Origin of the sequence: Klebsiella sp. (assembly GCF_027492335.1) — a bacterium.
Taxonomy (GTDB): domain Bacteria; phylum Pseudomonadota; class Gammaproteobacteria; order Enterobacterales; family Enterobacteriaceae; genus Klebsiella; species Klebsiella huaxiensis.
Genome location: NZ_JAPUEW010000008.1, coordinates 179,337 through 199,087 on the forward strand (window position 1 = coordinate 179,337; position 19,751 = coordinate 199,087).

Consider the following 19,751-nt stretch of genomic DNA (forward strand, 5'->3'; position numbering starts at 1 on the left):
TGATGTAGAGCGGTAATACTTCATTTTAATGACAAAGTGATGAAATTATAACCATGGATATTTTAACGGCACAAAATGATAAGTCACTGATTTTTAACCGCACGAAACATTAAAAACCCAACAACACGGCATACTGAATCGCAGTTAATATTCAACTGGCAAATATAAGGTTGCTTATTAATCAAGGAAAAAGTATGGCACATAAAATAAAAGCGCTGGCGATATCGATCGGCGCAGCCCTGGCGTTAACCTCTTTTGCATCCCAGGCTGAGATTACTCTGTTAAAACAAGATCCGCAGGCGGGCGATCCGTTAAGCCGTCTTAACTTCACCGTTGGCGGGAGTATCCGTCCCCAGTTCAATATGATGTCCGGCGATGGTGATAAAGGCTCTTATAAACGCAATGGTTTTGACGGCGGCACCCGTTTCCGTTTTGCCGCTGACTACTATCTGTTTGATGATATTAGCTGGATTAGCTACTACGAACTGGGTGTCAATATTCCAGCCCTCTTCGACTGGGATAACCACTATGCCGAAGGCGCGAATAATACCAGCCGCCGCATGCTCTATACCGGTCTGAAAAGCGATACCTGGGGCACCTTAACCTACGGTCAGCAGAACAGCGTTTATTACGATGTCGTCGGGGTGAAAACCGATATTTGGGATTATGACATGGTCGGCCAGGCGCCGGGCAACGGGATCAACGGTGATTACGATGGATCCTACCGTTCACGTAATATGCTGAAATATAAGAAAACCGTTGGCGATGTCGATCTCTACGCTTCTTATCTGTTTGAAGACAGCGAATACTTGCCGGGCAACGGCTTGCGCTATAAGCGTAAAGGCGGGGGTTCTATTGGTGCGGATTACCACATCATGAAGGACCTGACCTGGGGCACCGCGTGGAACTATACCCGCGCCGACATGCGTAACCCATCAAATTCAGACAGCAAATCTTACGATCAGAACATCGTCGGTACGGCGCTGAGTTGGACGCCGGATAACTGGACCTTCTCCTTCGGCGGTGGTTGGTATCAGAACTTCCTGACTACCAAGAAAACTGATGTGCATAACTACTTCGCGGGCGATGCCTGGGGTATTGAGTACTTCGCCGGTTATAAATTCCCGATTGGTCAGTATGCGGTGAAATCTATTCAGCCGTACTTTATGGGCGACCGCTTGCAGTACGTGAATGGCCGCAACTACCAGCGTATTGATAACGGCGTCGGCGTAAGCTTCCAGCTGGATTACGGCTTCCGTGTTGATTACGAACACGTCTTCACGTCCAGCACCGACAACCTGGGCGATATGAACCTGGTGCGTCTGCGCTACGACTTCTAAGTTGTGGCAGCTTCCGGTGGCGCTGTACGCCGGTTTTCTCCCTCTCCCCAAAGGGAGAGGGGATCACTCCTCTGCGCTTTTTAACCAGGCGGCGACTTCCTGCCAGCTGCCGCGAAAAACAATCTTCTCCGCTTTTTTGCCCAGTTGATAACGGTACATCGGATCGTAATATTCGTTCAGCAGGGGAACCAGCCAGCTGAAATGCGCTTCGGTGCTGGCGGTACGCTGCTGCTCAAGCAGCGCCTCATTAAGCAGAGCGGTGAGCTGAGCAAAACGCTGTAACCCCAGGCGACGGCGAATGGCAAACAAGCCATGATGCAGATATTCGCTATATTCCTGCCAGCCCTGCTCTTCGCCACAGGCGGCAATAAAGTCGCGATGCATCCGCGTAAAATACTCTTCGCGCAGCCGTTCAAGGCGAAGCTCGAACGGGTCTTCCACTACCGCCAGCGGCGACTGCGCCATGCGAACGCGCATACACTCCGGGAGATGATTCGCGCCAATCATATGCCCTTCATCTTCCAGTACCCAGCGCGTCTGTTGCACGGACTTTTTAAGCATCGCCACGGCCAGATGATTTTCAAAGGTGGCCTGCTGATACTGCTCCTGCAAAGTCCGGCCAAACGAAGAACCTCGATGATGAGCGAGGCCCTCGAGATCGATACCGTCCGGTTGAGCGCAGACCAACTGGGTTTTGCCGTTACCGGTACAGCCGCCGATCAGCACGATAGGGCGCTGCACCAGCTCTTCGGTAATCTGAATAGCCGCCTGACGTAGCGCTTTATAGCCGCCGGCAACCAGCGGGTAATTAACGCCAGCTTCCTTCAGCCACTGCTGTACGATATGTGACCGCTGGCCGCCGCGGGCACAGCACAGGTAGCCATTGGGATGGCGCGCACAAGCCTCTTTCCAGGCGGCAAGGCGGCTGGCGCGAACCTCGCCGTTGACCAACTGATGTCCCAGCGCGAGCGCAGCTTCCGGCCCCTGACGCTTATAGCAGGTGCCGACGGCAGCGCGTTCGTCATCGTTCATCAGCGGCAGATTGACCGCCGCGGGCATGGCGCTTTGCCTGAACTCAATCGGGGCGCGTACGTCAATCAGCGGTGTATCGCTGGCGAGAATCTGCCGAATATTCTGTGATACTAATTCCATCATCCAAACCGTTAATCAATCCAGACGCGTCGCTCGACGCGATAATCTGCCTATTGTACGCGGTGGGCGGCAGACTGGATTGATTTTTCACGGTGTATCGCTGAATAGCGTCAGGAATCCCTGAATTTCCGGGGCGGAATGGCTGAACAGCGAGGCGATATCCTGAACCGCTTTGCCGGGATGATCTTTGCGCCAGGCGAGACTGAGAGGCGAAGGTGGGCGCATGGCCGGAATTTGTCGGGCAATTAGCTCGCCGCGAGCGATAAGGGGCTGGCACAGCGGTTCCGGCAAAAAGCCGATGCCGACACCGGCAATGTGCGCTGCGACTTTGGTTTCGATATCGGGAACCACAATCTCTTTTTGTCCAGGCAGGCGCCAGGCGACGCGCTTGGTCAGCCTGCGGGCGCTGTCTTCAATGTTGACAGCCGGGTAGCGACGCAACTGGGCTTCCGATAGCGGATCGGCTTGCTGGCTTAAGGGGTGATTCGGCGACATCACGAACAGCCAGGTCACTTCACCCAGCGGGTTGACCGCAATATTTTCTGATAGCGGTTCGGTGCCGGTGACGCCAATCGCCAGCGAGAAGTCATCGTGAAGAAGCGTATCCCAGACGCCCATATAAATTTGGCGCGAAAAATGAAACTGTGTAAAAGGATAGCGCTGAGTGAGCCAGGCCAGCAGTCGCGCAATGGCCTGAGGGTGATACATCAGGTTATTCACGACGATATTGACCTGACGCTCAACGCCGTCGTTTATCTGCTGTAGCTCACCGGGCATACTGTCAATCCAGCCCAGCCACTCTCTGGCCTGCGCCAGCAGGTGCATTCCCGCCGGGGTAAGCAGGACGCTACGGGTGGTACGGCTAAACAGCGCCACGCCGGTGTTATCCTCCAGCAGCTTGATGCGATAGCTAATAGTGGCGGTGGTTTTGTACAGTTTTTCCGCCGCTCTGGAGAAACTGCCGGTCTCCGCGACGCTAACAAAGGTACGTAGTGTTTCGGGATCTAGCATCGCTAATTTCCTCGTTATTTAATAATTCACCCCTGATTTTTAAGTATTTTTTCACAATATCCTTTTCAATTATGTGGCTTAAATCAGGTTTTGGAAAATTATTCCAACTTACAGTTGATGTCACTTTTAGATGACTCTAGATTGACCGACATAGACACCGACTTCCTCTTTGGACGAGGATGGTGGAACGGCTCTTAATGACTAAGGAATATGCAATGAAGCTTGAAGTATTGCCGCTGACGTACGAAGCATTCCGCCCCTACGGAGATGTTATCGAAACGGAAGGCCAGGATTTTTTCCATATTAATGATGGCAAAGTGCAGCGTTTTCACGACCTGGCCAAGGTTGAGACGCTGCAGCAGGATCGGACGCTTATCAGCATCAACCGCGCCCAGCCAGCGGTACTGCCGATTGTGGTGACCGAGCTTGAGCGCCATCCTCTGGGAACTCAGGCGTTCATGCCGATGAACGGCGAAGCCTTTGTGGTGGTAGTGGCGGCAGGAGGTGATGAGCCGGATATGAACACGCTTCGGGCATTTATCTCTAATGGTCGTCAGGGGGTGAATTACCACCGCAATGTCTGGCATCACCCGCTGTTTGCCTGGCAGGTCGAAACTGATTTTTTGACCGTCGATCGTGGTGGAAAAGATAACTGTGATGTCGTGGAGATCCCGACCGTGGAGTTGAGCTTTGCGTGAGGTTGCACGTGACGCTACCGATTATCTTGCATAACATGTGGGCGCTTACACACTATTTATGCTCAGGTTTTGAGCCGGAGATAATCGAGGTATGACAGAAGTAAGAAGGCGTGGAAGGCCGGGCCAGCAGGAGCCTTCCGCGCAAAAAGGCGCTCAGGCGCTGGAGAGAGGGATCGCAATACTGCAATACCTTGAAAAGAGCGGCGGCAGCTCGTCGGTTAGCGATATTTCCCTGAATCTGGACTTACCGTTATCGACCACCTTTCGCCTGCTTAAAGTGCTGGAAGGCGCAGATTTTGTTTATCAGGACAGTCAGTTAGGCTGGTGGCATATCGGTCTTGGCGCGTTCAATATCGGCTCGGCGTACATCCACAACCGGGATGTCTTGTCCGTTGGCGGCCCCTTTATGCGGCGGCTAATGCTGATGTCGGGCGAGACGGTCAATGTGGCGATTCGCAACGGCAACGAAGCGGTGCTGATTGGCCAGCAGGAGTGCAAGTCGATGGTGCGAATGTGCGCCCCGCTGGGAAGCCGACTGCCGCTGCACGCGTCGGGAGCCGGGAAAGCGTTGTTGTACCCGCTCTCGTCGGAAGAGCTGGTCGATGTGATTGTGAAGACCGGGCTGCAGCGGTTTACGCCGACGACGATCGTGGATTTGCCGGTCCTGCAGCGAAATCTGGATGAGGCGCGAGCCTGCGGCTACAGCATTGACCAGGAGGAGCATGTGACAGGATTAAACTGCATTGCTTCAGCGGTTTACGATGATGTGGGTTCCGTGGTGGCGGCCATTTCGATTTCCGGACCCGCGTCCAGATTAACCCCGGACCGTTTTGTCAGCCAGGGAGAGCTGGTGAGGGAGACGGCAAGGAATATCAGCACCGCGCTGGGACTCAAGCCCCAGGCAGATTGATCGCCGATCCGACCCGCTCGGAGGAGCGGGACTTTTTGGCTTTGTTTAAGTTTGGAAAAATTTTCCAATATAGCGAGGTAGTAAAAAATGGCAAAAATGAGAGCCGTTGACGCGGCAATGTATGTACTGGAAAAAGAAGGTATTACCACTGCATTTGGCGTGCCCGGCGCGGCGATAAACCCGTTTTATTCGGCGATGCGTCAGCATGGTGGGATCCGTCATATCCTGGCCCGTCACGTGGAAGGCGCGTCCCATATGGCAGAAGGCTATACCCGCGCGACTGCCGGTAATATCGGCGTCTGTCTGGGAACATCCGGCCCGGCGGGAACGGATATGATCACCGCCCTGTACTCTGCTTCCGCGGACTCTATTCCTATTCTGTGCATCACCGGCCAGGCGCCGCGCGCTCGTCTGCACAAAGAAGATTTCCAGGCGGTAGATATTGAGTCCATCGCAAAGCCCGTCACCAAGATGGCGGTAACCGTGCGCGAAGCGGCGCTGGTGCCGGGCGTGCTGCAGCAGGCTTTCCATCTGATGCGTTCCGGCAGACCGGGCCCGGTGTTGATTGACCTGCCTTATGATGTCCAGGTGGCGGAAATCGAGTTTGATCCTGAGCTCTATTCACCGCTTCCGGCTTATAAGCCTGTCGCCACTCGTCCGCAGATTGAAAAGGCGCTGGCGATGCTGCTGATGGCCGAGCGCCCGGTGATTGTCGCTGGTGGAGGGGTGATTAATGCCGATGCCGCGGCGCTGCTGCAGCAATTTGCGGAAATCACTCATGTGCCGGTGATCCCGACGCTGATGGGCTGGGGCTGTATCCCGGACGACCACGAGCTGATGGCCGGGATGGTTGGCTTACAAACCGCCCATCGCTACGGCAACGCCACGCTGCTAGCCTCCGACCTGGTGTTCGGTATCGGCAACCGCTTTGCTAACCGCCATACCGGTTCGGTCGAGAAGTACACCGCAGGCCGTAAAATTATCCATATCGATATTGAACCTACGCAGATTGGCCGCGTGCTGTGTCCGGATTTAGGCATTGTTTCCGATGCGAAAGCCGCGTTGACCCAACTGGTGGAGATCGCCCAGCAGATGCAAAAAGAGGGCCGCCTGCCGCGCCGCGAGGGCTGGGTGGACGAGTGCCAGGAGCGTAAGCGCACGCTGCTGCGTAAAACCCACTTTGATAACGTTCCGGTTAAACCGCAGCGCGTCTATGAAGAGATGAACAAAGCGTTTGGCCGCGACGTGTGCTACGTCACCACCATTGGTCTGTCGCAAATCGCCGCCGCGCAGATGCTGCACGTATTTAAAGACCGCCACTGGATCAACTGCGGTCAGGCGGGGCCACTAGGCTGGACGCTGCCTGCTGCGCTGGGCGTCTGCGCCGCCGACCCGGAACGTAACGTGGTAGCGATTTCCGGCGACTTCGACTTCCAGTTCCTGATTGAGGAGCTGGCGGTGGGCGCGCAGTTTAACATTCCTTACGTTCACGTGCTGGTGAACAACGCTTATCTGGGCTTAATCCGCCAGTCCCAGCGCGCGTTCGATATGGATTACTGCGTTCAGCTGGCGTTCGAAAATATTAACTCCAGCGAAGTGAACGGCTACGGCGTCGATCACGTGAAAGTCGCTGAAGGCCTCGGCTGTAAGGCTATTCGCGTCTTCAAACCTGAGGATATTGCGCCCGCATTTGAGCAGGCGAAAGCGTGGATGAAAGAGTATCGCGTTCCGGTCGTTGTGGAAGTGATCCTTGAACGCGTGACCAATATCTCGATGGGTAGCGAGTTGGATAACGTGATGGAGTTCGAAGACGTTGCCGATAGCGCCATCGATGCGCCAACCGAAACCTGCTTTATGAAATATGAATAAATGAGGTGAACCTATGTTGCGCTTTTCTGCCAACCTTTCGATGTTATTTCTGGAATATGATTTTCTGGATCGCTTTGAGAAAGCGGCGGCCTGCGGTTTTCGCGCCGTTGAATTTATGTTCCCGTATGACTATGCGCCCGAGGTATTAAAGCAAAAGCTGAGCGACAACCAGCTGGAGCATACCTTACACAATTTACCCGCTGGCGACTGGGCGGCAGGGGAGCGCGGCATAGCCTGTATTCCCGGTCGCGAAGCGGAGTTTCGTGAGGGGGTTGACGCCGCAGTTCGCTATGCCAAAGCGCTGGGCAATCGAAAAATTAACTGCCTGGTCGGCAAAACTCCGGTGGGCTACCGCGAAGAACATATTCGCTCAACGCTGGTGGCGAATTTACGTTTTGCCGCCGCCGCGTTGGCCCAGGAAGGTATTCTGTTGCTGATTGAGCCGATTAATTACTTTGATATGCCGGGCTTTTATCTGAATACCACCCATCAGGCGCTGGCGCTGATTGACGAGGTTGGCAGCGATAATCTGAAAATCCAGTACGATATTTACCATATGCAGCGCATGGAAGGGGAATTAACCCATACGATGCAAACTTATGCTAATCGTATTGGCCATTTACAGATTGCCGATAATCCAAATCGCGGCGAGCCGGGAACCGGTGAAATTAATTATGATTATCTTTTTAAATTTATCGATAAATCTAATTATGACGGCTGGGTCGGCTGTGAATATAAACCGTTGAGCACCACTGAAGCGGGACTGACATGGTTTAATCACTACCGTTAATTCTTAATTTATCTTTGGGCAGTATTTATTATTCCATTTCCAGGAAGGGATAACTATTGCCCAAATAAATCGAAACAGAAATTCTAAGAGGACACTTATGAAACTGGGATTTATTGGTCTGGGTATTATGGGCACCCCGATGGCGGTCCGGCTCGCGAAAGCGGGCCACGCTCTGCACGTTACCACCATTGGCCCGGTTGCCGATGAACTGCTTTTGCAGGGCGCACAGCATCTGGCAACCGCAGAGCAGGTCGCGGAGCAGTCCGAGATTATTTTTATCATGGTACCGGATACCCCGCAGGTTGCCGAAGTGCTGTTTGGTGAACACGGCTGCGCGAAAGCGGCGCTGAAGGGGAAAACCATCGTTGATATGAGTTCCATCTCGCCGATTGAAACCAAACGTTTTGCCCAGCAGGTGCGGGATTTGGGCGCTGATTATCTGGATGCGCCGGTATCCGGTGGGGAAATCGGCGCGCGTGAAGGGACGCTCTCGATTATGGTTGGCGGTGAAGAAAGCGTATTTAATCGCGTCAAACCGCTGTTTGATATTCTGGGTAAAAACATCACCCTTGTTGGCGGTAACGGCGACGGACAGACCTGTAAAGTCGCCAATCAGATTATCGTGGCGCTGAATATTGAAGCGGTCTCCGAAGCGCTGGTTTTTGCTTCTAAAGCCGGTGCGGATCCGGCTCGCGTACGTCAGGCGCTGATGGGCGGCTTCGCGTCTTCGCGTATTCTGGAAGTACACGGTGAAAGAATGCTGAACCGGACGTTTAATCCGGGCTTTAAAATTTCTCTGCACCAGAAGGATCTTAATCTGGCGCTGCAGAGCGCGAAAGCGCTGGCGCTTAATTTACCGAATACGGCAACCTGTCAGGAGCTATTTAATACCTGTGCTGCAAACGGTGGTAGTGAATTAGACCATTCATCTTTAGTTCAGGCCCTGGAACTAATGGCGAATCATAAAATATCTTAATAATAAAATGCTGTCGATTGCGGCAGCATTTCTAAACCTCTGTGGTGAGTTTATGGATAAAATCAATAAAACAGGTATCGACTATTGGAAGAAAATAGTCGTCGTAATGAGTCTGGGATGGGTGGCAATATGGATTTATCGTACCGTATTAACACCTATTTATCCGGAAATTCAGGCTTCCTTAGGCAACGTCAGCAATGCTGAAATTGGCGCGATTGCCAGCTTCTATTTTCTGGCCTACTGCGGAATGCAGATCCCCTGCGGTATTCTGGTTGATAAGCTGGGCCAGAAAATTATGCTGATGTGCGGTTTTTCGCTATTTATTATCGGTACGTTGAGTATCGCTAATGCGGGAAATCTGACGCTGATTTATATCGGTTCATTACTGGCCGGTGCGGGCTGCGCCTCCTTCTTTAGCTCCGCCTATTCGCTCTCTTCGGCCAACGTGCCGCAGGAGCGACGGGCGCTGGCTAACGCCATCATCAACAGCGGCTCCGCCATCGGGATGGGGATTGGCCTGATCGGCTCAAGTATTCTCGTGAAAAGCATGAACATGGCCTGGCAAAACGTGTTGTTTATCGTCGCTGCGATTCTGGTCGTTATGCTCTGCGTATTTACCCTTGTGATTCGCCGTAAGCTGAAAGAGCCTGCTGCGGCGGAGAACAAAAATAGCACGGCGGCGTCAGCGCCGATCGCTGAAGAGAAATCAGCACCGCTGTTTTCCCCACTGCTGTGTAGCGTGTACTTCCTCTATTTTTGCACCTGCTACGGCTACTATCTGATTGTGACCTGGCTGCCTTCATACCTACAGACCGAACGCGGGTTTGACGGCGGCGCAATTGGTTTTGCTTCGGCGCTGGTGGCGGTTGTCGGCGTTCCGGGCGCGCTGTTCTTTAGCCATCTCTCGGATAAATTCCGCGACAGTAAAGTTAAAGTTATTCTCGGGCTGGAGATTGTCGCCGCAGCCATGCTGATGTTTACCGTTCTGTCGCCGAATACCACCATGCTGATGATTAGCCTGGTGCTGTATGGACTGCTGGGCAAAATGGCCGTTGACCCGATACTTATCTCATTCGTCTCCGAGCAGGCATCGGCAAAAACATTAGGTCGCGCCTTCAGCTTATTTAATTTCTTTGGTATGAGTTCAGCAGTGGTTGCACCGACGCTCACCGGTTTTATTTCCGACCTGACCGGTTCAAAAGAAATTAGTTTTGTGATGTCTGCCGGATTAGTGATTACCGGAACAATACTGTTTGCGCTCATTACTTTGCGTAAGAACAAAATACGGCCTAAGACAATCCCAGTATAATAAATATATACCCGTCATACTTCAAGTTGCATGTGCGTTGGCTTTCCTCGCTCACCCCAGTCACTTACTGGAGTAAGCTCCAGGGGACTCCCTGCGTCGCCGCCTTCCTGCAACTCGAATTATTTAGGGTATAAATAAGCATAATAATTTTTTGTTCCACATAGCTAAACCTGTTTACAAACGTAATCCGATGCGTATTAAGAGGGAATTATGGAACAAGCTCAAGATCTCTACAAAGCCAGGGGTTATAGCGACGATCTATTACCAAAAATAGAATCGCAGCGTAACTGGAAAACATTTAACTACTTTACTTTATGGATGGGCTCCGTACACAACGTACCTAATTATGTGATGGTTGGCGGTTTTTTTATTCTAGGTTTGTCGACGTTTAGTATTATGATGGCAATAATATTGAGCGCTTTTATTATTGCACTGGTGATGGTGTTTAACGGTGCCGCCGGAAGTAAATACGGGGTACCCTTCGCCATGATATTACGAGCCTCTTATGGCGTGCGCGGGGCGCTATTACCCGGACTGCTCAGGGGCGGCATTGCGGCGATTATGTGGTTTGGTTTGCAATGCTACGCAGGATCGCTGGCCTTTTTGATCTTATTAGGAAAACTGTGGCCATCGTTTCTGACGCTCGGCGGTGATTTTAAGCTGTTGGGGCTGTCGCTACCGGGGCTGATCGCCTTTCTGGTTTTCTGGTTGATTAACGTTGGTATTGGTTTTGGTGGCGGAAAAGTTCTCAATAAATTCACCGCGATACTGAATCCCTGTATCTATATTGTCTTCGGCGGCATGGCAATCTGGGCTATCTCGCTGGTGGGGATCGGCCCGATCCTTGACTACCTGCCGACCGGGGTGGCAAAAGCGGAACATACTGGTTTCTTGTTCCTGGTGGTCATCAATGCGGTGGTTGCCGTATGGGCGGCGCCAGCGGTGAGCGCGTCGGACTTTACCCAGAATGCGCGCTCGTTTCGCGATCAGGCTCTTGGCCAAACCCTTGGCTTGGTGGTGGCTTATATTCTGTTTGCGGTTGCCGGGGTGTGCATTATCGCTGGTGCCAGTATCCATTACGGCATGGATACCTGGAACGTGCTGGATATTGTGCAGAAATGGGACAGCCTGTTTGCCTCTTTCTTTGCGGTGCTGGTGATATTGATGACCACGATTTCAACCAACGCCACCGGTAATATTATTCCGGCGGGCTATCAAATCGCGGCGATTGCCCCCACGAAGCTGACGTATAAAAATGGCGTACTGATTGCCAGTATTATTAGCCTGCTGATTTGTCCGTGGAAATTAATGGAGAATCAGGACAGTATTTATCTCTTCCTCGATATTATCGGCGGCATGCTTGGCCCGGTTATTGGGGTGATGATGGCGCACTATTTTTTCGTCATGCGTGGGCAAATTAATCTTGATGAACTGTATACCGCGCCCGGTGATTATAAATATTTTGATAATGGATTTAACGTCACTGCATTTGTTGTAACGATTGTGGCGGTTATTTTGTCGCTCGGTGGGAAGTTTATTCCGCTGTTGGAGCCTTTCTCCCGCGTGTCCTGGTTTGTTGGCGTTATTGTCGCCTTTGCGGCGTACTCATTACTAAAAAAACGGGCGCTGCCGAATAATGCTTCGCGCCCGGGTGTGGCTAACTGATTTTATTATCGTGAGGAAGTTTTATTTCATGGACGAAACATCAATACCCAAAGCCATTCGTATTACAGCCCGCATGGCTGCAAACAGAAGTATGGCGGGTTACTTATCTGTACACATACAAGGGGTTTTATATGTCTTTTGATTTAATCATTAAAAACGGCACCGTTATTCTGGAAAACGAATCTCGGGTGGTGGATATCGCAGTAACCGACGGTAAAATCGCCGCTATCGGTGAAAACCTCGGTGAAGCGAAGCAGGTGATGGATGCTTCGGGCCTGATCGTTTCGCCGGGGATGGTCGATGCGCATACGCACATCTCTGAACCGGGCCGTACCCATTGGGAAGGTTACGAAACCGGTACCCGCGCGGCGGCAAAAGGCGGCATCACTACGATGATTGAAATGCCGCTGAATCAGCTGCCTGCTACCGTCGATCGCGAAACTATCGAGCTGAAATTTGATGCGGCGAAGGGCAAGCTGACCATCGACGCCGCGCAGCTTGGCGGACTGGTCTCCTATAACCTGGACCGTCTGCACGAACTGGATGAAGTGGGCGTTGTGGGCTTCAAATGCTTCGTCGCCACCTGCGGCGATCGTGGTATCGACAACGATTTCCGCGACGTCAACGACTGGCAGTTCTTCAAAGGCGTGCAAAAGCTGGCCGAAATGAAGCAGACCGTGCTGGTGCACTGCGAAAACGCGCTGATCTGCGATGAGCTGGGCGAAGAGGCGAAAAGGGAAGGTCGCGTAACTGCCCATGATTACGTCGCGTCCCGCCCGGTATTCACTGAAGTTGAGGCGATTCGCCGCATTTTGTATCTGGCGAAAGTCGCCGGTTGCCGCCTGCACGTGTGCCACGTCAGCAGCCCGGAAGGGGTTGCCGAAGTCACGCGCGCCCGTCAGGAAGGGCAGGACGTCACCTGTGAATCCTGCCCACACTACTTTGTGCTGGATACCGATCAGTTTGAAGAGATTGGCACCCTGGCGAAGTGCTCTCCGCCGATCCGCGACGCGGAAAACCAGAAAGGCCTGTGGGAAAAACTGTTCAACGGTGAAATCGACTGCCTGGTCTCTGATCACTCTCCGTGCCCGCCGGAAATGAAGGCGGGCAACATCATGCAGGCCTGGGGCGGGATTGCCGGTCTGCAAAGCTGCATGGACGTGATGTTTGATGAAGCGGTGCAGAAGCGCGGTATGTCACTGCCGCAATTTGCCCGTCTGATGGCGACTAACGCTGCTGATATTTTCGGCCTTAAGCATAAAGGTCGTATTGCCCCAGGCAAAGATGCCGACCTGGTGTTTATTCAGCCGAACAGCAGCTACATCCTGCAGGCGGAAGATCTTGAGTATCGCCATAAAGTCAGCCCATACGTGGGTCGTAAGATTGGCGCGCGTATCACCAAAACCATCCTGCGCGGCGATGTAATTTATGACATCGAGCAGGGCTTCCCGCACTCGCCGAAAGGGAAATTTATCCTTAAGCATCAGCAGTAACGGTAACCCGGACCGAGTGCGGTTTGTAGCCCGGACAGATGCGTAGCATCGCCTCCGGGAAATGTGCCGAACCTGATGTATAGGCGTGGCATCTTCCTGGTGGCGTACGGGTTCACAACCGTTTGCGGGTGAGTTGCCCGGACAGGCGCATCGCGCCGCCTCCGGGAAATCCCTCGGTCAATTCCATATTTAGCGCCTGTTTAACGGCAGGCGCTGTTTCAGGATTTCATCATGATGGTATTGCCGCTATATAAACGAAACATCCTGGCGGGATTTCAATGGTTCTTCTTTATATTCTGCAACACCGTTGTGGTACCGCCGACACTACAGTCCGCTTTTCAGCTCCCGGCCAGCGCGCTTATCACGCTCACCCAGTACGGTTTTATCACCACCGGGCTGGCCTGCCTGGCGCAGGCGATATCTGGTCACCGCCGCGCCATTATGGAGGGCCCGACGGGACTCTGGTGGAGCACGATCCTCACCATTACCGTCGGCGAAGCCGCCCGCGGTACGGCGTTCGACAGCATTGCGACCAGCCTGGCGGTCGGTATATTTCTTTCTGCTGTTCTGACCATCATCATTGGCGTCAGCGGTATCGGTCATCGCCTGGCGAAGCTCTTCAGCCCGACGGTGATGGTCTTTTTTATGCTGCTGCTCGGCGCACAGCTCACCACTATTTTTTTCAAAGGTATGCTTGGACTGCCTTTTAGCTCGACGCAGGCCAACGTGGCGATTCAACTGGCACCGTTTGGCCTCGCGCTGGCGGTGATGATTCTGGTGCTGGGGATGATTATATTCCTCCCGGACGGCATCGCCCGCTACGCCTTGCTGGTGGGGACGCTGGTGGGATGGGCAAGCTGGTATCTGCTGTTCCGTACTCCGCCTGCCACGGCGGCGTCCGGGCCGATTCACTGGCAGTGGTTTCCGCTCGGCTACGGCGGCGAATTACGCTCGGGCATTATTTTGACGGCATTGCTGGCGGGGCTGGTGAATATTACCAACACCTACGGCGCGATTCGCGGCACCGACGTTTTTTACCCGGAACAGGGCGCCAGCAATACCCGTTATCGACGGAGTTTTATTATCTCCGGATTAATGACGTTAATTACGGTTCCGCTCAGCGTGGTGCCGTTTTCGCCTTTTGTTTCGTCGATAGGATTATTAACCCAAACCGGAGAAACTTCGCGCCAGCCGTTTATTATCGGCTGCCTGTGCTGTCTGCTGGTAGGGTTATTTACGCCGTTAACCCATTTTTTTACCACATTACCGTTGCCGATTAGCAGCGCAGTCATGCTGGTCTCATATCTTCCGTTGTTATATTCGAGCTTATCTTTCAGTAAGCAAATTACCTTCACGGCACGAAATATCTACCGGCTGGCGCTGCCGCTATTTGTCGGCATCTTTTTAATGGGGCTGCCGCCGGTCTATCTCCAGACGCTTCCCCTGACAATCCGACCGTTATTGGGCAACGGCTTATTAATCGGCGTACTGCTGGCGGTGGTCATGGAAAATCTCATTCCCTGGGATCGTATTAAGTAATGACAGCAAAAAAGGACGAACAATGAAAATTATTATTGCACCGGACTCTTTCAAAGAAAGCGTGAGCGCCAGCCGCTGTGCACAAGCAATTAAAGCGGGCTTTGTCTCTATTTTCCCGCAGGCGGAGTGCATCTGCCTGCCAATAGCCGACGGCGGAGAGGGGACGGTTGAGGCGATGGTTGAGGCTACCGAGGGCAAAATGGTGATGCTGCCGGTAATGGGGCCGATGGGGGACTTTGTTGGTGCCTTCTATGGCCTGAGCGGTGATGGGCAAACCGCGTTTATTGAAATGGCGGCGGCCAGCGGGCTGATGCTGGTTCCTGCCGGTGAGCGTAATCCCGTGCGGGCCACCAGCTACGGTACCGGAGAGCTGATTCGCCACGCGCTGGACGCTGGCGTTCGCCATATCATTCTCGGCATTGGCGGCAGCGCCACGGTGGACGGCGGAATGGGTATGGCTCAGGCTCTGGGGGCGCGTTTTCTTGATGAGCATGGCGAGAGCGTCGGCCTCGGCGGCGGTGCGTTAGAGCGGCTGGCCAGCATTGATTTGCGTGAACTCGATCCGCGCCTGAAAGAGTGCCGGATTGACGTGGCCTGCGATGTTGATAACCCGCTGCTCGGCGAGCGCGGCGCAGCGGCGGTTTTTGGCCCGCAAAAAGGGGCCAGCAGGGAAATGGTTGTCGCCCTGGAGCGTGGTTTACAAAATTATGCTCAGGTACTGATGACGGCGACCGGTCAGGATGTGACGGCGATTGTCGGCGGCGGCGCTGCGGGGGGAATGGGGGTTGCGGCTCGCGTATTCCTTAACGCGGCGCTGAAGCCGGGCATCGACATTGTGATTGAGGCCGTTCATCTGGAGGAGGCGCTACGCGATGCGGATCTGGTGATCACCGGTGAAGGGCGGATTGATTCGCAAACCGTCGGCGGTAAAGCGCCCATCGGCGTGGCGCGAATCGCTAAAAAGCACGGTATACCGGTTATCGGTATTGCGGGCGTGTTGGGCGATGGCGTCGAAGCGGTGCATCAGCACGGTATTGATGCGGTATTCAGTATTTTGCCTGCGCTCGCGCCGCTGGCCGACGTGCTGGATCGCGGTGAACAAAACCTTTACGCCAGCGCGCGCAATATTGCCTGTGCGATCAAGCTTGGCCAGAACATCCCCGCCTGAACAAAAAATGCCACGGTTCTCACCGTGGCAAAATCCAACATAGCTAAACAAAAAAAATTTTATGAGATGGGTAACAAATCCGTCTTTGCTATTGCGCCCGCATTTCGCCGGGTGGCGGCTGACGCCTTACCCGGCTTGGGAAAGCTGCGAGATTTACCCGTAGGCCCGCGCAAGCGAAGCGCCGCCGGGCAATATATCCGTCATACTTCAAGTTGCATGTGCGTTGGCTGCGTTACTCGGCTCATCCATGAGCCTCGCCCTTACGGGCCACCGCGATACGGTGTTCAAATCTGTTCCTGACAGATTTGTCACTCACCCCAGTCACTTACTTTAGTAAGCTCCTGGGGATTAATGAGAGGCTCCTGCCTCTCACCGGAGGCCAGCCTTCGGCTGGTCAAATTCGTTCCCGACGAATTTGTCGCTCTCTTGCCGCGTTACTCGGCCTACGGCCTCGCCCCTGCGGGGCCAGCGCAAGCGCTGTTCAAAGCACAAGTGCTTTGTCATGCAACTCGAATTATTTAGGGTATAAAAAATGCCACGGTTTTCACCGTGGCAAAATCCAACATAGCTAAACAAAAAAGGTGAACTTAATCAGTGGTAATCAGATCTCAACGTCGCGGTTGCAATCTTTCGAGTAGATATAGCTAAACGCCTCGCGTCCGACGCCGTATCCTGCTTGCAGTGAATAAGCGCCCATAAATATATAATCGCCTTTTTTCACCGGTACCCAGTTATTGTCGAGGTTATAAACGCCCTGGCCGGAAAGAATATAAGCGCCGTGCTCCTGCACGTGGGTTTCGATATAGCCGTGGCTGGCGCCCGGCTCGAAGGAGAGAATATGCATGTTCATATCGAAGCCCAGCTCTTTCGGCAGGAAATCAATCAGAATAACGTCTTCCATCCCTTCATAATGAATACGTTCAAGCTGGTTGACGTTACCGGTGACCAGATATGGCGCGTGGCCCTCTGCCGGAACATAGCGGCGCTTGTAGAGGAATAGCTGGCTATCGCCTGAATGGCTATTGGTGAAGATGACCTTTTCGCCCGGCGGGCAATAAATATAGCCACCTTTGGTCAACGGGAAGGTTTTGCCTTGCGCCTGGGCGATGATTTCACCCTCAATCACGTACAGGAAGGTTTCAATTCCTTCGCCGCCGAAGCCGCTCTGATTGCCGCCGTTTTCATGCAGCGTGACCAGATAGTCAACAAAGGTTGCGCCTAATTTCGGCGTCGACAGAATCGTCACATCACAATTATCAAAGCCAGGAATAATATTTTTGACCAGGCCATCCGGCGTCAACAACGCATAATTACCGTGGCGTACGATGGAACGGCTGGCCAGTAAATCGTCGCGATAACCCACTACATTATTTAAATATCCCATTATTTTTTCCTTATTCAGTCCAGGCCAGTTGATGCAGCATTAATGCAAGGGTTTTCACGCCTTCCGCCAGATCGTCGATATGCGTACTTTCCGCAGGGTTATGGCTGATGCCTTTAATGCTCGGCATAAAGATCATGCAGGTCGGGAAGCAGGGGGCGAAAATTTGCGCGTCATGTCCCGCGCCGCTGTGCATCACGCGGAAATTCACCTTCTCTTTTTCGCAAAGCGCGGTGAGCTGGGCGACCAGGGTTTTATCCATTGGTACCGGGGCTTCATCCATCCAGAGGTCAATCTCAATACCAATATCCATTTCCTCGCAGATCCGCCGCATATCGGCTTCAATCACTTCAGTAAAGGCCGTTAATTCAAACGCGTCGGTATGGCGGCAGTCCATGGTAAAGACCGTTTTACCTGGTACCACGTTGACGGTGTTCGGCTGCGGGTCGACCTTACCGAAGGTGAGCACCAGCGGGTCGCCGTGGGCTTTTGCTTTGGCGATAGATTCGCAGCAGATGCGGCTGAAGGCGTGGACGGTATCGCGGCGGTAGCCCATTGGGGTCGTGCCGGCATGGTTGGATTCGCCGTTGAGGGTAATGGTGTAACGGCGCTGCCCAACGATGGCGTTGACCACGCCGATGGACTGCTTGTTGGTTTCCAGTACGCGGCCCTGTTCGATATGCAGCTCAACGAAGGCTTTTATATCGCGGCGCGGAGCCAGCGGTGCGGCGGGTAGCGTGAAGCCGCACTGCTTCATGGCATCAACAAAAGCCACGCCTTTGGTGTCTTTGATATCGCGAACGTCCGCCGGGTTGGCGATGCCGACGATATTTTTACTGCCCCAGAACACATAAGGAAAGCGGCTACCTTCTTCTTCCGCTAACGCCAGCACTTCGACGGTACGCAGCGGTTCGCCGTAGGTCTCTTTGAGCCAGCGAACCGCCAGCCATGCCGCCAGCGCGCCGAACTGGCCGTCAAGATTACCGCCGTTGACCACGCTATCAATATGCGAGCCGCTAAGGATAACTTTGTCGGGAAAGCGCGAACCGGGCAGGCGACCATACAAGTTGCCGACTTCATCAAAGCGCGTCTCCAGCCCACTTTCGCTCATCTTTTGCTTGAACGCCTGCTGCGCCTGTAACCATTCCGGCGAGTAGAGCAGGCGGGTTATGCCTCCGGCAGGGTCAGCGCCGAAGGAGGAAAGCCAGGGCAGTGTCTCTTCAATTGCCTGTCGAAAGTAATTAGCCATACGCAACTCCTGTATCTTAATTTATTGAGCAAAAGGGGAATTGGTTTCATAAGAGCGGTTGTATAAAGCGTCCGAAACCAGATAGTCATAAATCTCATCAACGATCTCGATACCGTCGACGGCGCTGTTTTTCTCGTTGATATCCAGGTTCTGCCCCGGGTAATAAACCTGGTTAAATCCAGGGGCTGGCGTAATGGCGTTTAATTCGCGCATGGTGTCGCTGATATGCTGGCGGAATAACGCGCTGGAGGAGAAAAACTCCGGGTTGATAACGATATGTAGCTGACCCAGCTCACGCCCCTGGCTCAGGTTGTCGTACATCGAGCTGACCTGACGGCCAAAGGGAAGGTTGAGCAAAATGCCGGAGAGGACGTCGATCATCATCATCAGGCCGTAGCCTTTTGGACCGGCAGCCGGCAGCAGGGCGTGGACGGCAAACGGGTCGCTGGTCGGCGCGCCGTTTTTATCCACCGCCCAGCTATCGGGGATGGTTTCATGACGCGAGCGGGCGTCGAGAATTTTCCCCCAGGCCTGTACGGTAGTGGCCATATCGAAGGTGATGATATCGTCGCCCTCGCCGGGTGCGGCAAAGGCCAGCGGGTTGGTGCCGTAATAGATTTCCGCGCCGCCAAATGGCACGACCATCGGGTCTGACTGACACAGCGAAAGTCCGATAAACCCCGCCCGGGCCGCCTGCTGCGCGAAGTAAGAGATCGCGCCGCTATGCCCCATGCGCCGGATGCCGACCACGGCCACGCCGTTTTCCCGAGCGATTTCTATCGCCTGCTCCATACCCATTTTGGCGGCGACCTGACCGGCGGCGTTATCGGCATGCAAAATGCCGCTGCAGGGGCCGCTCTTTTCAAAGGTGAAGGTGGGGTTGCGATTGGTTCCGCCTTTTGAAATACGCTCTGCATAATATTCAACGCGTACTGCGCCGTGCGAATGAATTCCCCTGGCATCGGCATAAACCAGCACGTCGGCAATAATATCCGCGTGATCATGAGTAAGCCCTGCTGTGTTCAGCTTATTGGCAATAAGCTGATGAAGTGTTTCCCGACTGACTTTCATCTGTCTTCCTTTTAACGACGGTGTAGAGCCTGACTGCCGATTAAAATACGGGGAAAATAAACTTAAATTGTGATCTGTATTGGTAAAAATAGTTAGTTAGATTTTATTTGATAATCACCGCCGATTTATC

General features: G+C 53.4%; 16 protein-coding genes. 11 read left to right on the plus strand and 5 right to left on the minus strand.

Going from position 1 to position 19,751, the window contains the following annotated elements; translation table 11 throughout:
- Positions 1-194 precede the first annotated feature (194 nt).
- Complete coding sequence (locus QVF11_RS02880) at positions 195-1,340, plus strand: porin (protein WP_112217225.1); 1,146 nt, start codon at positions 195-197, stop codon at positions 1,338-1,340.
- A gap of 63 nt (positions 1,341-1,403) precedes the next feature.
- Here the strand turns inward: QVF11_RS02880 and mnmH are convergent, their stop codons facing one another.
- Together mnmH and allS are read right to left on the minus strand one after the other, a co-directional pair.
- The gene (mnmH, locus tag QVF11_RS02885; protein WP_287855239.1) at positions 1,404-2,492 is read right to left on the minus strand and encodes a tRNA 2-selenouridine(34) synthase MnmH; all 1,089 of its coding nucleotides are present in this window, start codon (positions 2,490-2,492) and stop codon (positions 1,404-1,406) included.
- An 87-nt stretch (positions 2,493-2,579) separates the two neighbouring features.
- Complete coding sequence (allS, locus tag QVF11_RS02890) at positions 2,580-3,503, minus strand: HTH-type transcriptional activator AllS (RefSeq protein WP_112217226.1); 924 nt, start codon at positions 3,501-3,503, stop codon at positions 2,580-2,582.
- Positions 3,504-3,718: 215 nt separating this feature from the next.
- On the opposite strand from allS, the gene allA reads away from it, so the two are divergent.
- From allA to glxK, 10 genes are all read left to right on the plus strand, one after another.
- Positions 3,719-4,201: an ureidoglycolate lyase gene (gene allA / locus QVF11_RS02895; RefSeq protein ID WP_112217227.1), complete on the plus strand. Its 483-nt coding sequence runs from the start codon at positions 3,719-3,721 to the stop codon at positions 4,199-4,201.
- A 91-nt stretch (positions 4,202-4,292) separates the two neighbouring features.
- Positions 4,293-5,111 carry an HTH-type transcriptional repressor AllR gene (gene allR, locus QVF11_RS02900; protein ID WP_112217228.1) on the plus strand — a complete coding sequence of 273 codons (819 nt, stop codon included), beginning with the start codon at positions 4,293-4,295 and terminating at the stop codon, positions 5,109-5,111.
- Positions 5,112-5,198: 87 nt separating this feature from the next.
- The gene (gcl, locus tag QVF11_RS02905) at positions 5,199-6,980 is read left to right on the plus strand and encodes a glyoxylate carboligase (RefSeq protein WP_112217229.1); all 1,782 of its coding nucleotides are present in this window, start codon (positions 5,199-5,201) and stop codon (positions 6,978-6,980) included.
- 13 nt (positions 6,981-6,993) lie between these two features.
- On the plus strand, positions 6,994-7,770 hold the full coding sequence (hyi, locus tag QVF11_RS02910) for a hydroxypyruvate isomerase (protein WP_112217230.1): 777 nt from the start codon (positions 6,994-6,996) through the stop codon (positions 7,768-7,770).
- A gap of 97 nt (positions 7,771-7,867) precedes the next feature.
- A complete protein-coding gene (glxR, locus tag QVF11_RS02915; protein WP_139541403.1) occupies positions 7,868-8,746 on the plus strand; it encodes a 2-hydroxy-3-oxopropionate reductase in 879 nt (292 codons plus the stop codon).
- Between the two features lie 52 nt (positions 8,747-8,798).
- Positions 8,799-10,055, plus strand: a complete 1,257-nt coding sequence (locus QVF11_RS02920; RefSeq protein WP_112217241.1) for an MFS transporter — start codon at positions 8,799-8,801, stop codon at positions 10,053-10,055.
- A 210-nt stretch (positions 10,056-10,265) separates the two neighbouring features.
- Positions 10,266-11,720: an allantoin transporter gene (locus tag QVF11_RS02925; protein ID WP_287855173.1), complete on the plus strand. Its 1,455-nt coding sequence runs from the start codon at positions 10,266-10,268 to the stop codon at positions 11,718-11,720.
- 131 nt (positions 11,721-11,851) lie between these two features.
- Positions 11,852-13,213 (plus strand): allantoinase AllB, encoded by a 1,362-nt coding sequence (allB, locus tag QVF11_RS02930; protein ID WP_287855174.1) that lies wholly within the window; start codon positions 11,852-11,854, stop codon positions 13,211-13,213.
- 231 nt (positions 13,214-13,444) lie between these two features.
- Entirely contained in the window at positions 13,445-14,752 is a 1,308-nt protein-coding gene (locus QVF11_RS02935) for a uracil/xanthine transporter (RefSeq protein WP_112217234.1), read from the plus strand.
- 22 nt (positions 14,753-14,774) lie between these two features.
- Positions 14,775-15,920 (plus strand): glycerate 3-kinase, encoded by a 1,146-nt coding sequence (gene glxK / locus QVF11_RS02940; RefSeq protein WP_142512142.1) that lies wholly within the window; start codon positions 14,775-14,777, stop codon positions 15,918-15,920.
- 601 nt (positions 15,921-16,521) lie between these two features.
- On the opposite strand, the gene allE is transcribed toward glxK, so the two are convergent.
- From allE to allD, 3 genes are read right to left on the minus strand one after another with little or no spacing between them, the layout of a single operon-like run.
- On the minus strand, positions 16,522-17,304 hold the full coding sequence (gene allE / locus QVF11_RS02945) for a (S)-ureidoglycine aminohydrolase (protein WP_142466745.1): 783 nt from the start codon (positions 17,302-17,304) through the stop codon (positions 16,522-16,524).
- Positions 17,305-17,314: 10 nt separating this feature from the next.
- Positions 17,315-18,550, minus strand: a complete 1,236-nt coding sequence (gene allC / locus QVF11_RS02950) for an allantoate deiminase (protein WP_287855175.1) — start codon at positions 18,548-18,550, stop codon at positions 17,315-17,317.
- A gap of 21 nt (positions 18,551-18,571) precedes the next feature.
- Positions 18,572-19,621 carry an ureidoglycolate dehydrogenase gene (gene allD / locus QVF11_RS02955; RefSeq protein ID WP_142466746.1) on the minus strand — a complete coding sequence of 350 codons (1,050 nt, stop codon included), beginning with the start codon at positions 19,619-19,621 and terminating at the stop codon, positions 18,572-18,574.
- Positions 19,622-19,751 lie beyond the last annotated feature (130 nt).

Excerpts from the sequence above, each read along its gene's own strand:
- hyi (WP_112217230.1), top strand. The coding sequence starts at position 6,994 with ATGTTGCGCTTTTCTGCCAACCTTTCGATGTTATTTCTGGAATATGAT.
- QVF11_RS02880 (WP_112217225.1), top strand. The coding sequence starts at position 195 with ATGGCACATAAAATAAAAGCGCTGGCGATATCGATCGGCGCAGCCCTG.
- allD (WP_142466746.1), bottom strand. The coding sequence starts at position 19,621 with ATGAAAGTCAGTCGGGAAACACTTCATCAGCTTATTGCCAATAAGCTG.
- allE (WP_142466745.1), bottom strand. The coding sequence starts at position 17,304 with ATGGGATATTTAAATAATGTAGTGGGTTATCGCGACGATTTACTGGCC.
- allB (WP_287855174.1), top strand. The coding sequence starts at position 11,852 with ATGTCTTTTGATTTAATCATTAAAAACGGCACCGTTATTCTGGAAAAC.
- gcl (WP_112217229.1), top strand. The coding sequence starts at position 5,199 with ATGGCAAAAATGAGAGCCGTTGACGCGGCAATGTATGTACTGGAAAAA.
- mnmH (WP_287855239.1), bottom strand. The coding sequence starts at position 2,492 with ATGGAATTAGTATCACAGAATATTCGGCAGATTCTCGCCAGCGATACA.
- allS (WP_112217226.1), bottom strand. The coding sequence starts at position 3,503 with ATGCTAGATCCCGAAACACTACGTACCTTTGTTAGCGTCGCGGAGACC.
- glxR (WP_139541403.1), top strand. The coding sequence starts at position 7,868 with ATGAAACTGGGATTTATTGGTCTGGGTATTATGGGCACCCCGATGGCG.
- QVF11_RS02920 (WP_112217241.1), top strand. The coding sequence starts at position 8,799 with ATGGATAAAATCAATAAAACAGGTATCGACTATTGGAAGAAAATAGTC.
- QVF11_RS02935 (WP_112217234.1), top strand. The coding sequence starts at position 13,445 with ATGATGGTATTGCCGCTATATAAACGAAACATCCTGGCGGGATTTCAA.
- glxK (WP_142512142.1), top strand. The coding sequence starts at position 14,775 with ATGAAAATTATTATTGCACCGGACTCTTTCAAAGAAAGCGTGAGCGCC.
- allA (WP_112217227.1), top strand. The coding sequence starts at position 3,719 with ATGAAGCTTGAAGTATTGCCGCTGACGTACGAAGCATTCCGCCCCTAC.
- QVF11_RS02925 (WP_287855173.1), top strand. The coding sequence starts at position 10,266 with ATGGAACAAGCTCAAGATCTCTACAAAGCCAGGGGTTATAGCGACGAT.
- allC (WP_287855175.1), bottom strand. The coding sequence starts at position 18,550 with ATGGCTAATTACTTTCGACAGGCAATTGAAGAGACACTGCCCTGGCTT.
- allR (WP_112217228.1), top strand. The coding sequence starts at position 4,293 with ATGACAGAAGTAAGAAGGCGTGGAAGGCCGGGCCAGCAGGAGCCTTCC.